The sequence below is a fragment of the Streptomyces sp. BK239 genome, from assembly GCF_004217285.1.
Taxonomy (GTDB): domain Bacteria; phylum Actinomycetota; class Actinomycetes; order Streptomycetales; family Streptomycetaceae; genus Streptomyces.
In genome coordinates, this window is sequence record NZ_SHKS01000010.1 from 40,102 (window position 1) to 53,885 (window position 13,784).

10 protein-coding genes are annotated in these 13,784 nt (G+C 73.4%); 7 read left to right on the plus strand and 3 right to left on the minus strand.

Annotation, left to right across the window (positions count from 1 at the left end):
* Positions 1-14: 14 nt before the first annotated feature.
* Together EV567_RS25395 and EV567_RS25400 are read right to left on the minus strand one after the other, a co-directional pair.
* Positions 15-1,043, minus strand: coding sequence for a phosphatase PAP2 family protein (locus tag EV567_RS25395; RefSeq protein WP_130444019.1), 1,029 nt, complete (start codon positions 1,041-1,043; stop codon positions 15-17).
* Positions 1,044-1,244: 201 nt separating this feature from the next.
* Complete coding sequence (locus EV567_RS25400) at positions 1,245-2,447, minus strand: hypothetical protein (protein ID WP_407071621.1); 1,203 nt, start codon at positions 2,445-2,447, stop codon at positions 1,245-1,247.
* 270 nt (positions 2,448-2,717) lie between these two features.
* Here EV567_RS25400 and EV567_RS25405 point away from each other — a divergent pair, with 270 nt between their 5' ends.
* Positions 2,718-4,343 carry an MFS transporter gene (locus EV567_RS25405; RefSeq protein WP_130444021.1) on the plus strand — a complete coding sequence of 542 codons (1,626 nt, stop codon included), beginning with the start codon at positions 2,718-2,720 and terminating at the stop codon, positions 4,341-4,343.
* Positions 4,344-4,509: 166 nt separating this feature from the next.
* Positions 4,510-5,682 (plus strand): acyl-CoA dehydrogenase family protein, encoded by a 1,173-nt coding sequence (locus tag EV567_RS25410; RefSeq protein ID WP_130444023.1) that lies wholly within the window; start codon positions 4,510-4,512, stop codon positions 5,680-5,682.
* Positions 5,683-5,718: 36 nt separating this feature from the next.
* Here EV567_RS25410 and EV567_RS25415 read toward each other — a convergent pair whose 3' ends face one another.
* Positions 5,719-6,156 carry a cell division protein SepF gene (locus EV567_RS25415; RefSeq protein WP_130444025.1) on the minus strand — a complete coding sequence of 146 codons (438 nt, stop codon included), beginning with the start codon at positions 6,154-6,156 and terminating at the stop codon, positions 5,719-5,721.
* 325 nt (positions 6,157-6,481) lie between these two features.
* On the opposite strand from EV567_RS25415, the gene EV567_RS25420 reads away from it, so the two are divergent.
* From EV567_RS25420 to EV567_RS25440, 5 genes are all read left to right on the plus strand, one after another.
* Positions 6,482-7,696, plus strand: coding sequence for a DUF5685 family protein (locus EV567_RS25420; RefSeq protein WP_130444027.1), 1,215 nt, complete (start codon positions 6,482-6,484; stop codon positions 7,694-7,696).
* A 584-nt stretch (positions 7,697-8,280) separates the two neighbouring features.
* Complete coding sequence (locus EV567_RS25425; protein WP_130444029.1) at positions 8,281-10,038, plus strand: FAD/NAD(P)-binding domain-containing protein; 1,758 nt, start codon at positions 8,281-8,283, stop codon at positions 10,036-10,038.
* 41 nt (positions 10,039-10,079) lie between these two features.
* On the plus strand, positions 10,080-11,057 hold the full coding sequence (locus EV567_RS25430) for an LLM class flavin-dependent oxidoreductase (protein WP_130444031.1): 978 nt from the start codon (positions 10,080-10,082) through the stop codon (positions 11,055-11,057).
* A 441-nt stretch (positions 11,058-11,498) separates the two neighbouring features.
* Positions 11,499-12,404 carry a S1 family peptidase gene (locus EV567_RS25435; RefSeq protein WP_130444033.1) on the plus strand — a complete coding sequence of 302 codons (906 nt, stop codon included), beginning with the start codon at positions 11,499-11,501 and terminating at the stop codon, positions 12,402-12,404.
* A 254-nt stretch (positions 12,405-12,658) separates the two neighbouring features.
* Positions 12,659-13,741 (plus strand): S1 family peptidase, encoded by a 1,083-nt coding sequence (locus tag EV567_RS25440; RefSeq protein ID WP_130444035.1) that lies wholly within the window; start codon positions 12,659-12,661, stop codon positions 13,739-13,741.
* Positions 13,742-13,784 lie beyond the last annotated feature (43 nt).

Here is a 13,784-nt window from a genome sequence, read left to right on the forward strand (position 1 = left end):
GCCCGCGTGGGCCGTCAGCCGCCCGTCACCGGGCGGGCCGCCGAGGTGGTCGCCCCGCGCGGCAGGCGGTCGGAGTGCGGCGGGCGGCGGCTGCCGGCCGGGCTGAACGGAGCGCGCTCGGAGCGGATGCCGTGCGACCCGGGCGCCAGATGCAGCGTCGACCTGGGCGAACGGGTCGTGCCCGAGGCGTCGCAGGACACCTGCGCCTCGTCCGCGGTCGCGGTGCGCGCGATGAGCGACACGGGCACGGGGACCGGCGCCGGGAAGGTGGACCTGCCCCCGCGGCGGGCGCGCCAGCGGTCGCGCAGCTCGAAGACGCGGACCTCGGAGCGGGCGATCAGCGGCTCGAACCAGGGCAGCGCGAGCAGGATCAGCAGCCCCGCGGCCCAGCCGAGGACCACGTCGCTCAGCCAGTGCGTGCCGAGGTAGACGGTGGCCAGCCCGACGCCGAGCGAGGTCACCGCGGAGAGCGCGGACAGCCAGCGCCGCGCTCTCGGGGTGGAGGCCAGATAGGCCAGGATTCCCCAGGTCACGACCGCGTTCGCGGTGTGGCCGCTGGGAAATATATCGCCGCCCAGGCCCATCTCGTTCGAGCCGATGGTGGTGGCGTAGTGCGGGCCGAGGCGGCCCATGCCGATCTTGGCGGCCCCCACCGTGATGTTCAGGAGCAGCAGCGACGCGCCCAGCGTGAGCAGCGGGCGCAGGGTGTGCTGCCGCCAGGATCTCCAGCCCAGCCAGGCGGCGACCATCACCGCGGTCGGGCCGCGCTGGCCGAGGACCACGTAGTAGTCGACGAACCAGTGGATCCCCGACCACTGCTGGTACGGCCGGAAGAACATGACCTGCCAGTCGAGGCGGACCAGCCACGACGTGATCACCACGAGCCACACGATCGCCAGGTAGAAGGCCAGGGTCGCCGAGAACAGCACGATCCTGTGCCGGCTCATCCTCGGCACATCGATGTGTGACGGGCGTTCGGGCTCTCGGTCGAGCCTGGCGAACACCCGGTCCAGCCGTCGGGTGGGGGTTGGTTCGGTACGCACCCAATCGACGTTACAGCGAGTGATCTCTGTTCCCGGCCGATTCCACGGGTTTGTGATGACGATGTGATGTGGGATTGCTCTCAACGGGGCCGATATTCCTACGGATTACGCAATCCCGTCCGGTCATCCCCTTCAATTCTTTTGATCGTTCTGGAGGGTTGTTTTAGGAAACTTATAAATAGCCTGATCGATTCGCGGTGATCACGGCGGACCGGAACCGTTCAGCCACCAGGCGCCGTACGCGGCCGCCACCGCCACGACAGCGCCCACCACCGGGGCCGACGTCCGCGTCCGCAGCCGGGCGAGGGTCAGGGCGAGGGGGAACAGCACCGGGAACGCCGGCATCAGCAGCCGCGGCTTCGACCCGAAGTAGCTCGACGCGCACAGCGCGAGCGCGAGGACCACGCCCGTGTACACCAGCAGGGGGACCGGCTGCCCCTGCCGGACGCAGACGACGTAGAGCCGGATCAGCAGCGCGACCCCGACCACCAGGCCGAGCCCGGCGAGGGCCGACGGGAACGCCGTGAACTTGTCGGCGACGAAGCGGGCGAAGGCGTAGCCGCCGTCGAAGCCGTTGCGCCAGCCCGCCTGCACGTCGAGATAGCCGAACAGGCCCCCGCCGGTGCGACGGCCCACCCACAGCACGTAACCGGCCGTGCCGAGGGGAGCGAGGGCGAGCCCGAGGGCGCGCCGTGCACGCCCCGCGCGAGCGCCGGTACGCGCTCCGCCGCGCTCCCTCGCGAACGCGAGCACACCCGTCACCCAAACGGCCGCCACCACCGCGAGCCCCACCGGCCGGGTCAGCCCGGCCGCGGACGCCAGCAGACCCGCGGTCACCCACCGGCCGGTGAGCACCGCGTACAGCGACCACGCGGCCAGCGCCGTGAACAGCGACTCGCTGTACGCCATCGACTGCACGATCCCCACCGGCAGGGCGGCCCACAGCAACACCGCGCACACCCCGGCCCGACGGCCGTACCGGCCGCCGTACACATGGTCCGCGACCGCGGAGATCCCCCAGGCCGCGGCGAGCGAGGCGAGCAGGGACACCACGAAGCCGGCGTCGGCGTACGACAGCGGCGTCACCGCGTGCAGCAGACGCTCCAGCCACGGCAGCAGCGGGAAGAAGGCCAGGTTGGAGTGCACGTCGCCGTTCGGCAGGCGCACCTCGTAGCCGTACCCCAGCTCGGCGACACGGGTGTACCACAGCGCGTCCCAGCGGGCGGTCAGCAGCGTGTACGCGCTCTTTCCGCGCGCCGCGCTCCACACGGCCAGCGTGAGCAGACACAGGATCCGCACGGCCGCGTACCCCAGCAGAGCCGGGGCCGCCCGGCGCAGGGACGCCGAGCCGGCGGTCGCCGCCCGAGGCGCCCGGGCGGTCGTGGGTGCTTCGAGTTCGGTCACGCGCCCGATTATCGACCGGGCGGGCAGAGCGGCGGAGCGCCGTGGCGTGAGGGCGGTCGCGTCACGTGGCGTACACCACACAGGTCGCCCCGCCCTCTGAGAGGTCCGCCACGTGGCCGGCCCGTGAACTCGCGTACGCTGCGAATACTCGTCGTTCGCAGCGCGGGCCGGAGAGCACCGCTCCTCTCCGGCCGGGTCGCGGGGAGGCCGCACCCCCGCGAGACCGCCGAACCCGAGGCGAATCCGAGGAAACACCTGGGAGGTACGTACATGTCCGGGACGACCACGGCCGCCGTCGGGCTGCGCCGTCGGGCGGCCGGGGCCGGTGCCAACCGCTGGGTCGTGCTCCTGGTGCTCTGCGTCAGCCTGCTCCTGGTCGCCGTCGACGCGACCGTGCTGCACGTCGCGGTGCCCGCCGTCACCGAGGATCTGCGGCCCGGCGCGATCGAGCTGCTCTGGATCGTCGACACCTACCCGCTCGTCTGCGCCTCGCTGCTGATCCTGTTCGGCACGCTCGGCGACAAGGTCGGCCGCAGAAGGATCCTGCTGTTCGGCTACGCGCTGTTCGGCGTCGCCTCCGCGATCGCGGCCTTCGCCCACACCGCCGAGGTGCTCATCGTCGCGCGCGGGCTGCTCGGCGTGGGCGGCGCGATGATCATGCCGGCGACGCTGTCCATCCTGCGGCAGGTCTTCCCCGACCGGCGGGAGCGGGCGCTCGCGATCGGCGTCTGGAGCGCGGTGGCCGCCGTCGGCGCGGCCGTCGGGCCGCTGCTCGGCGGCTTCCTGCTGGAGCACTTCTGGTGGGGCTCGGTCTTCCTCGTCAACATCCCCCTGATGCTGGTCAGCCTGCCGGTGGGCCGGCTGCTGCTGCCCGAGTCGCGCGGCGCGGCGGACGGCCCGTGGGACGTCGTCGGCGCGCTGACGGCGGCGGCCGGACTGTTCGGCGTGGTGCTGGGCGTGAAGCGGCTGGGCGGCGGGGAGCTCGGCGCGCTGACCGTGGCGCCGCTGGTGGCGGGCGCGGCGCTGATCGTCCTGTTCGTACGGCGTCAGCGCCGGCGCCGGCATCCCCTGGTGGACCTGCGGATGTTCGCGCGGCCGGCGTTCAGCACGTCGGTGGGGTGCATCGTGCTGGCCATGCTGGCGCTGGTGGGCCTTGAACTGATCGCGGCGCAGTACCTGCAGCTGGTGCTGGGGCTGTCGCCGCTGGAGACGGGGCTGCGGCTGCTGCCGCTGACGTTCGCGGCGATGGCCGCGGGGCTCGCCGGGGCGCGGCTGCTGCGGCGGTTCGGGCCGCGGCGGATGGTGTTCGCGGGGTTCGTTCTCACGGCGGCGGCCGTGGTGACGCTCACCGCGATGGGCCAGGCGGACAACGCCGGGCTGCTGCTGTTCGGGTTCGTGCTGCTCGGGTTCGGGCTGGAGACGACGCTGTTCGCGGCGTACGAGTCGATGCTGAGCGAGGCTCCGCCGGAGCAGGCGGGGGGTGCGGCGGCGATCGGGGAGACGTCGTACCAGCTGGGGGCGGGGATCGGGATCGCGCTGCTGGGCAGCGTGATGAACGCGGCGTACGCGCCGGGGTTGTCGTCGGTGCCCGGGGTGCCCTCCGACGCGTCGGCGGCGGCGGGGCATTCGCTGGGGGAGGCGTACGGGGTGGCGGCGCGGCTCGGGGGGCCGGCGGGGGAGGTGCTGCGGCGGGCGGCCCGGGACTCCTTCGTGCACGGGCTGCATGTGACGCTGCTGGTGAGCGCGGGGTTGTTGCTGCTGGGGGCGGTGATGGCGTTGCGGCTGCCGCGGGTGATGCAGTGCGAGGCGCCCGCGGTGGAGGTGCCGGCGCCTCGGGACGCGGGGGACGCTGCGCTGAGCTTCGGGGGAGTTTCCCCACCCGCGCGCCGCCCATGACCGCCCACTGAAAGGTGGACGTCGCCCGTGGGGCGCGCTCGCCGTCGGCGGGTGCGGGTGGTGGGTCGTGCGCGCGGGGAGCGGTGTGTGTGGGTGGTGGTGGCGGGTTGGGGTGGGGTGGGAGACTAGCGGTGTTAGTTTTCTTGGGCTGGTGGAGGGTGTCGTCATGGTGTCGTTCGATCCTGCTGATCCCCTGGGCGTCGACGAGCTGCTGGACTCCGAGGATCTCGCCGTGCGGGACACCGTGCGGGCGTGGGCCGCGGACCGGGTGCTGCCGTACGTCGCCGAGTGGTACGAGAAGGGGGAGCTGCCCGGGATCCGGGAGCTGGCCCTCGAACTCGGCGGGATCGGGGCGCTCGGGATGTCGCTCCAGGGGTACGGGTGCGCCGGCGCGAGCGCGGTGCAGTACGGGCTGGCCTGTCTGGAGCTGGAGGCCGCCGACTCCGGCATCCGCTCGCTCGTCTCCGTGCAGGGCTCGCTCGCGATGTACGCCGTCCACCGCTTCGGCAGCGAGGAGCAGAAGCAGCGGTGGCTGCCCCGCATGGCCGCCGGCGAGGTCATCGGCTGCTTCGGGCTGACCGAGCCCGACCACGGGTCCGACCCCGCCGCCATGCGCACCCACGCCAAGAGGGACGGCTCGGACTGGATCCTCACCGGCCGCAAGATGTGGATCACCAACGGCTCCGTGGCCGGCGTGGCCGTGGTGTGGGCGCACACCGACGACGGGATCCGGGGATTCGTCGTCCCCACGGACGCCCCCGGTTTCTCCGCCCCGGAGATCAAGCACAAGTGGTCGCTGCGGGCCAGCGTCACCAGCGAGCTCGTCCTCGACGACGTACGGCTGCCGGCCGACGCCGTGCTGCCCGGGGTGGTGGGGCTGAAGGGCCCGCTGAGCTGCCTGTCCCACGCCCGGTACGGGATCGTCTGGGGGGCCATGGGAGCCGCGCGGTCCTGCTTCGAGACCGCGCTCGACTACGCGAGGACACGGGAGCAGTTCGGGCGGCCGATCGGCGGCTTCCAGCTCACCCAGGCCAAGCTCGCCGACATGGCGGTCGAGCTGCACAAGGGGATCCTGCTCGCCCACCACCTCGGGCGGCGCATGGACGCCGGCCGCCTGCGTCCCGAGCAGGTCAGCTTCGGCAAGCTCAACAACGTACGAGAGGCCATCGAGATCTGCCGTACGGCGCGGACGATCCTCGGGGCCAACGGGATCTCGCTGGAGTACCCCGTCATGCGGCACGCGACCAACCTGGAGTCGGTGCTCACCTACGAGGGCACCGTCGAGATGCACCAGCTGGTGCTGGGCAAGGCGCTCACCGGACTCGACGCCTTCCGCTGACCCCGGGCGGAGGCAGGGCCGGCGAGCGGCCCTGCCTCAGCTCTGGTTGAAGAACCCGTCCGACCGGTGCGAGGCCGGGTCGCCGTTGACGATCTCGGTGTTGTTCGGGGTCAGCAGGAACACCCGGGTGGAGACCCGCTCGATCGAACCGCGCAGCCCGAAGATCAGGCCGGCCGCGAAGTCGACGACGCGCTTGGCGTCGCCGGCCTCCATGGCCGTGAGGTTCACGATGACCGGGACGCCCTCGCGGAACAGCTCGCCGATCGCCCGAGCGTCCCGGAAGCTGTCCGGGGTCACGGTGCCGATCCGACGGCCCCTCTCCTCGGCCGAGTCGGTGGCGACCTTCACCCGGGGATCGGTGACCCAGGCGTCGCCGGAGTCGGTCCCCTCGGAATAGTCGTCGTCGTAGTAACGCTCGTCATCGTTGTCGTCGACGAGGCCAAGCCAGGCACTCGCCTTGCGTACCGATCCCATGGACGCCTCCTCTCACTGCGGTCATTCTTGCTTTCCGCATTCCCCATGGTCGTCCATGATGCGGATGTCGCGCCAAGTGGATAGACGCCGCGCGGGGGGTTTGTGACGGTACTGGTGCACAGCCGATCCGTCGAGAGTCCAGGTGCCCCAAGGGTCCCGCCGTACACCGATGCTGACTGAGAGTGAAATATGATTCTTCTCGGCGACCGGGTGACGGGCGGAGCGTACGGGTGAACAGGGGCGAACCGTGGCCGCCTGTCACCCACGGCTACGATGCGCACGGTTCGGCGTCACTCAACGCACCGAGGATCACGGGGGATCGAGCGTGTTCGGAATCGTCAGGCCGTGCCGGCACCGGCTCGGGGAGGGCCTCAGCGCCCAGTGGATGGCGCACCTGTGCGGACTGTGTCTCGCGCTGCGCAAGGACCACGGGCAGTTCGCCCGGGTCGTCACCAACTACGACGGGCTGCTCATATCCGTCCTGACGGAGGCTCAGGCCGGGCAGGGAGCAGGGGCACGGCGCACGGCGGGGCCCTGCCCGTTGCGCGGGATGCGTACGGCGTCCGTGGCGCGGGGCGAGGGCGCGCGGCTCGCGGCCGCCGTGTCCCTGGTGCTGGCCTCAGCGAAGGTGCGCGACCATGTGGCCGACGGGGACGGGCTGCTGGCCCGCCGTCCGGTGGCCTCGGCGGCGCGCCGGGTGGCCGCGGGCTGGGGCGCGGCGGGGGCCCGCACCGGATCCGCCGTCGGGTTCGACACGGCCGTCCTCGTCGACGCCGTGGACCGGCAGACCGGCGTCGAGGCGCTCGCCGGACCCGGGACGCCGTTGCTCACGGTCACCGAACCGACCGAGACGGCCACCGCGGCGGCCTTCGCGCACACCGCCGTGCTGGCGGGCCGGCCGGGCAACGCGGAACCGCTCGCCGAGGCCGGCCGGCTCTTCGGGCGGCTCGCGCATCTGCTGGACGCCGTGGAGGACCGGGAGGCCGACGCCGCCGCGGGCGCGTGGAACCCGCTCACCGCGACCGGGACGTCCCTGCCTGAGGCGCGGCGGCTCGCCGACGACGCCGTGCACGGCATCCGGCTCGCGCTGCGCGAGGTCGTGTGGGCGCCCGGGAAGGACTCGGAAAAGCCCGGCGCGGAGGCGAAGTTGGCCCATGTGCTGCTGGTGCACGAGCTGGGCAACGCCGTTCACCGGGCCTTCGGCACGGCCGCGTGCGGGCACGCCCGTGCGGACGGCGAGTTCGGGCCGCCGCCGGGCAACCCGTTCGCGCCGGCCGGGCCCGGCGGGCCGCCGTCGCCGCCGGAGCCGCCGCGTCGTGACCGGCGCGGCCTGCTGGCCGGGTGCGCCGTCTGGGCGGGCCTCGCCTGCACGTGCCAGTTGTGCTGCGGCGAGCACGAAGGTCCCTGGAGCCGGGAGCCCAAGGAAGGCTATTGCCACAGGTGCGACTGCGACGACTGCTCGGATTGCTGCGACTGCTGTGACTGCTGCGGGAAGTGCGGAGACGGCTGCTGTTGCGACGGCTGCGGCTGCGACTGCTGACACGGCCGCGTCCCGCCCGCGGGTGGACCCCGGGGCGGTGCGGAGAGCGCTGAGGGAGGGGAAGGCGCGCGGGGTGAAGGCGAAGGGGTGAGCTCAGGCGGCTGAACGCCGGGAACGCCCCGGGAACGGGGCGGCAGGGGGTCGGCTCAACAGGAACAGGACCACACTCGACCGAAGTCGATGTGGGAGCGGGTGACCAGCCACTGCTGCGGATGCATGGGCCAAGTGGAGCAGGCATCCGATGTCCCGTCAACGAACTGAGACGTACGGCTCACACTGTGGACAGCCTTGACAGTGAGGGCGAACGCCGCCGTAGTCTCGGGGGACGGCCCTGCTGAGGGGCTCGGCCGTAGCGCGCCGCGCGGCGCACCGGTGTGAAGGCACCCGCCCTCACCGTTCCCGGCTCCGTCCGGGCGGGAGGGACACCCGTCCGACTTGCCGTCACGGAGCCTTCGCATGTCCTCAGCCGCCCTTCCTCCACCCTCTCCCGTGCCGGTCGCCGCACGGGACGCCCTTCCTCCGGACCCCGGCCGCCTCCCCGCCGAACCCGCCCCGCACGAGCGCACGTTCGGCGGAGCCGCACGATGAGGCCGTCGCTGGTGATCGTCGGAGCCGGACCGCGGGGGACCGGACTCGTCGAGCGGATCGCCGCCAACGCGCCGGAGCTGTACGCCGGTTCCGGCCTCGACCTCCATCTCGTCGACCCGCATCCGCCCGGCGCGGGACGCATCTGGCGGGCCGCGCAGTCGCCGCTGCTGCTGATGAACTCGCACGCCGAGGACGTCACCATGTTCACCGACGAGACCGTGGACATGGCCGGGCCCGTGCGCCCCGGGCCCACCCTGCACGAGTGGGCCGGCGTTGACGGACGGCTGTTCGCCGACCGTCAGCTCCAGGGCTCCTACCTGCGCTGGGTGCACGAGCAGGCCGTCGCCGCCCTGCCCCCCGAGGTCACCGTCCACCACCACCGACGGCGCGCGGTGCGGGTCGGCGGGCCGCGCGAGGGTCGCCAGCAGGTCTGGCTGGAGGGCAGGCCCCGGCCGCTCCTGGCCGACCTGGTCGTCCTCGCCCTCGGTCACCTCGATTCCGAACCCGACGACGAGCAGCGCGCGTTGGCGTCGTACGCGGACGAACACGGGCTCGTCCACCTGCCGCCGGACTTCACCGCCGACAGCGACCTGTCCGCGCTGCGGCCCGGCGAACCCGTCCTGGTGCGTGGCTTCGGACTCGCCTTCGTGGACCTGATGGTGCTCCTCACCGAGGGGCGCGGCGGGCGGTACGAGGGGGACGCGTACGTCCCCTCCGGCCGTGAGCCGGTGCTGTACGTCGGCTCGCGGCGCGGGGTGCCGTACCACGCGAAGATCGGCTACGACTGGAGCGGGGAACGGCCGCCGCTACCCCGGTTCCTGGGGCCCGCCGAGATCGACGGGCTGCTCGCGCGGCCCGGCGGGTTCGACTTCCGGCGGGACGTGTGGCCGCTGGTGGAGAAGGAACTGGGGTTCGCCCACTACCACCGGCTGTTCACCGCGCACCCCGAGCGGACCGCTCTCGCCTGGGCCGACTTCGAGGAGAAGTACGCGGCGTCCGAAGGGGCCGTGGAGCGTGAGGCGCTCGTCGCGTCCGCGGTGCCCGACCCGCGCGACCGGCTCGATCTGGACGCCCTGGACCGGCCGTTGGACGGGGTGCGCCACGGTTCCTCCGAGGAGTTTCAGGAGGCGCTGCGGGAGTACGTGGAGAGTGACCTGAGCCGCCGTCACGACGCCGCCCACAGCACGGACCTGGCCGTCTTCCTGGCGTTGCTGTCCGTCTACGGCCAGTTGGTGCGGCTCGGGGGCATCGGGCCCTGGTGGCACGGGTTCTTCAGCTACCTGGCCTCCGGGCCGCCCGGACCCAGGCTGCGGCAACTGCTCGCGCTGTCCCGGGCGGGGGTGGTGATGTTCGTCGGCGCGGACATGGCCGTGCGGGCCGAGGACGGGGTGTTCCGGGCGTCGAGCCCCAGCGTGCCCGGCTTCACCGTCGAGGCGCGGGCCCTGGTGGAGGCCAGGCTGCCCGAGCCGACGGTGCGGCGCGCCCGCGACGCGCTGCTGCGCGCACTGCACGAGGACGGGGCCGCGGAGACGCCGGACGGGCTGCTGCGGGTGGACCGCTCCGACGGACGGATCCTCGACCGGTCCGGCCGGCCGCACCCGCGGCGTTTCGCGCTCGGGCCGCACACCGACGGGCGGACGCCTGGCGCGTTCACCCGGCCGCGCACCGGAGGGCCCGCGTTCCGGCAGAACGACGCCACCGCGCGGGCCGCCCTCGCCTTCCTGCGCGACCTGGGGCTGCGCGCCGCCGCGTGAGCCGCCGACCGACCACATCGGGACCGAAGGGGTACTCCGAGATGACTTCCTCGCCCGGCCGGGGCCTGCTGCACCTGGCCGCCGCCGTGGACCAGGCGGAGGCGGCCGACGCCGGACGCCACGTCGAACTGGTACGGCTCGCCGAGCGCGGCGGGCTCGACTTCGTGACGCTGGACGACTGTCCCGGCAGCCCGGGGACGGACGCGTCGGCCGTGCTGTCCCGGGCGGCGGCCGTCACGCACCGCGTCGGACTGGTCCCCGCCCACACCGGGCCCTCGCGCGTCCGCGCCGCCGTCGCCGCCGTGGCCGCCCTCGACCGGATCAGCCGGGGCCGGGCCGGCTGGCGGCTCGACGCGCCCGCGGCCGAGGACCGGGACGGCTCCGCTCCCGTGCCGCTGGAGGCGCTGTGGCGCGAGGCGGACGCGGCCGAAGCGGCCGGCGCCGGCGAGGCGAGCGGACCGGCCGGGGCCGGCCGGGGCGGCTGGGGGAGTGAGGCCGCGTCGAGCCGGCCCGTACGGGTCGTCGACGCGACCGAGGGCCACGCCCGTGCCGTCGCCGCCCGGTACGCCGACGTCGCCCTGGTGCGGGCGGCGAACGCCGACCGGGCCCGCGCCGTACGGGAGGAACTGCGCGCCGCCGCGGCGGAGTCGGGGCGGGACCCCGGTTCCCTGCGCGTCCTGGCCGGTCTGCTGATCGACCTCGGGGAGGGCGAGCACGCCGCCGAACCGGGCCACGGCGGAGGCGGCCCCCGGTACAGCGACCTGGGCCCGCTGTACCGGGGCGGCCCCGTCGACCTCGCCGAACTGATCGGGACCTGGCACCGGGAAGGGGCCGCCGACGGCTTCCACCTCACCCCCGTCGAACCCCGCCGTGATCTGGAGCGGCTGGTCAACGGCACGGTCGCGCTGCTCCAGCACCGCGGTCTGTTCCGCACCTTCTACCCGGGCAGCACACTCCGCGAGCACCTGGGCCTGACCCGCCCCGCCCACCGGTACGCGGCGCCCAGGGGAGCCGCGTGAACCCACGGAGTTCCGAGCGAGCCGGTGGACGCGTTCCACCGCGGAGAAGCCCGCGCCGGCGGACGCGCACACCGGTGCCGACAGCACGTACCGGCCGCCGGCCGATCATCCGGAGGGACGACTTCCGGACATTCCCGGGGCGTGGGTGGCCGAAGGGGACGGGGTGACGATCACGGCGAACGGGGGAGGGCCGCCCGTGCCGAGGCGGAGGTGCGCGCCCTGATGTGAGCGATCGTCACCCGGGCCCGGCACCCGGCCGGTGTGCGGGGCGGCGGCCGAAAGGCACCCTTGCGTCGACCGTCCGTTCGGCCGAATACTCCCCCTCAGCGCTTGTCAGGGGCATTATCTGTCCGGATTGCGGACGTACGAGCGCCCTCTGACTGCGCCTCACGGGCCCCGACCCCACGCGGGCCCCCGACTTCCCCTGGGAGGGAACGAAACGTGAGGATCAAGCGCACCACCCCCACCAGCGGCATCACCAGACGGACCCGGCTGACCGCCGTCGCCACCGGGCTCGTGGCCGCGGCCGCCATCGCGATCCCCCACGCGAGCGCGGCGGACGTCACCACCTTCAGCGCCGCCGAACTCGGCAGCGCCAGCGGCGCGGTGCTCAAGGCCGACGTCCCGGGCACCGCCTGGACCGTCGACAGCAAGACCAACCGGGTCGTCGTCACGGCCGACAGCACGGTGTCCCCGGCCGAGATAGCGAAGATCAAGAAGCAGGCCGGCGCCGACGCCGACGCGCTGACGATCAAGCGCACCGAAGGCCGGTTCCAGAAGTACATCCAGGGCGGCGACGCCATCTACACGAGCGGCTGGCGCTGCTCCCTCGGCTTCAACGTCCGTGACAGCGCGGGCAACTACTACTTCCTGACCGCCGGCCACTGCACCGACGGCGCGGGCACGTGGTACTCCAACTCCGGTCGCAGCACGGTGCTCGGTCCGACGACGGGCTCCAGCTTCCCGACGAACGACTACGGCATCGTCCGGTACTCCAACACCTCGATCGCCAAGGCGGGCACCGCCGGCGGCGTCGACATCACCCGCGCGGCCAACCCGACCGTGGGCACCACCGTCTACCGCGACGGCTCGACCACCGGCACCCACAGCGGGCGCGTCACCGCGCTCAACGCGACCGTCAACTACGGCGGCGGCGACGTCGTCTACGGGATGATCCAGACCAACGTCTGCGCCGAGCCCGGCGACTCCGGCGGCTCGCTCTACGGCAGCAACGGCGTGGCCTACGGTCTGACCTCCGGCGGCAGCGGCGACTGCACCTCGGGCGGCACGACGTTCTTCCAGCCCGTGGTGGAGGCCCTGAACGCCTACGGCGTCAGCGTCTTCTAGACCGGCCGGCGGGCAGCGGCCCGCACGGACCGAGGCGGCAGGTGAGCCCCCGTACGCGAACGCGTGCGGGGGCTCGGCCTTTTGTGACCGGGGAGTGAAGGCGTCGAGGGCGCGCTGTGCTCACCGTGTGCGCGTCCGCCGGTCGACCTTGTGTGCCCCCTGCGCGGTTCGGAAGAGTGGGCGGCCGTCACCCCACCTTCCGGCCCGCGGCGGCCTGCCGCCGCGCGCGCCGACCCCCCACAGGAGGACGTGAGTTGAAGCACCGACGCATAGCCGGGCGACGGGCCGTCATGGCGGGAGCGGGCGTTGCCGCGCTCGTCGCCGCGGGCGTCACCTTCCAGACCGCGAACGCGAGTGAGACCCCGCAGGCTCCGCAGCCCCGCCTCCTGACGGCCCTGGCCGCCGGGAAGCTCGCCTCGACCCTGGGCCGGGAGCTCGGCGCCGACGCGGCGGGCACCTACTACGACGCCAAGACCAAGAGCCTCGTGGTGAACGTGCTCGACGAGAGTGCCGCGGACGCCGTCGAGGCGGCCGGGGCCAAGGCGAGACTGGTGGAGAACTCCCTCGCCGAACTCCGCAGCGCCCGGACCACCCTCGCGAGGGACGCGGCCGTCCCCGGCACCGCCTGGGTCACCGACCCCACCGCCAACAAGGTCGTCGTCACCGCCGACCGCACGGTCTCCGGCGCCGAGTGGGCCAAGCTCACCAAGGTCGCCGAGAGCCTCGGCGCCACGGTGGAGCTCCAGCGCACCAAGGGGGAGTACAAGCCCTTCATCGCGGGCGGCGACGCCATCACCGGCGGGGGAAGCCGCTGCTCGCTCGGTTTCAACGTGGTCAAGGGCGGCGAGCCCTACTTCCTGACCGCGGGCCACTGCACCGAGTCCGTCACCACCTGGTCGGACTCCTCCGGCAAGCGGATCGGCGCCAACGAGACCTCCAGCTTCCCCGGTGACGACTACGGCCTGGTCAAGTACACCGCCGACGTCGCCCACCCGAGCGAGGTGAACCTCTACGACGGCTCCACGCAGAAGATCACCGGCGCCGCCGAGGCCACCGTGGGCATGCAGGTCACCCGCAGCGGCTCGACCACCCAGGTGCACTCCGGCACGGTCACCGGCCTGGACGCCACCGTGAACTACGGCAACGGCGACGTCGTCAGCGGCCTCATCCAGACCGACGTCTGCGCCGAGCCCGGCGACAGCGGCGGCTCCCTCTTCTCGGGGAGCAGCGCGATCGGGCTCACCTCCGGCGGCAGCGGCGACTGCGCCGCCGGCGGGGAGACGTTCTTCCAGCCGGTGACGGAGGCGCTCTCGGCGACGGGCGCACAGATCGGCTGACCCTCCCGGCGCCACCGAGGTCCCGCCCCCTGCCCGGGGGCGG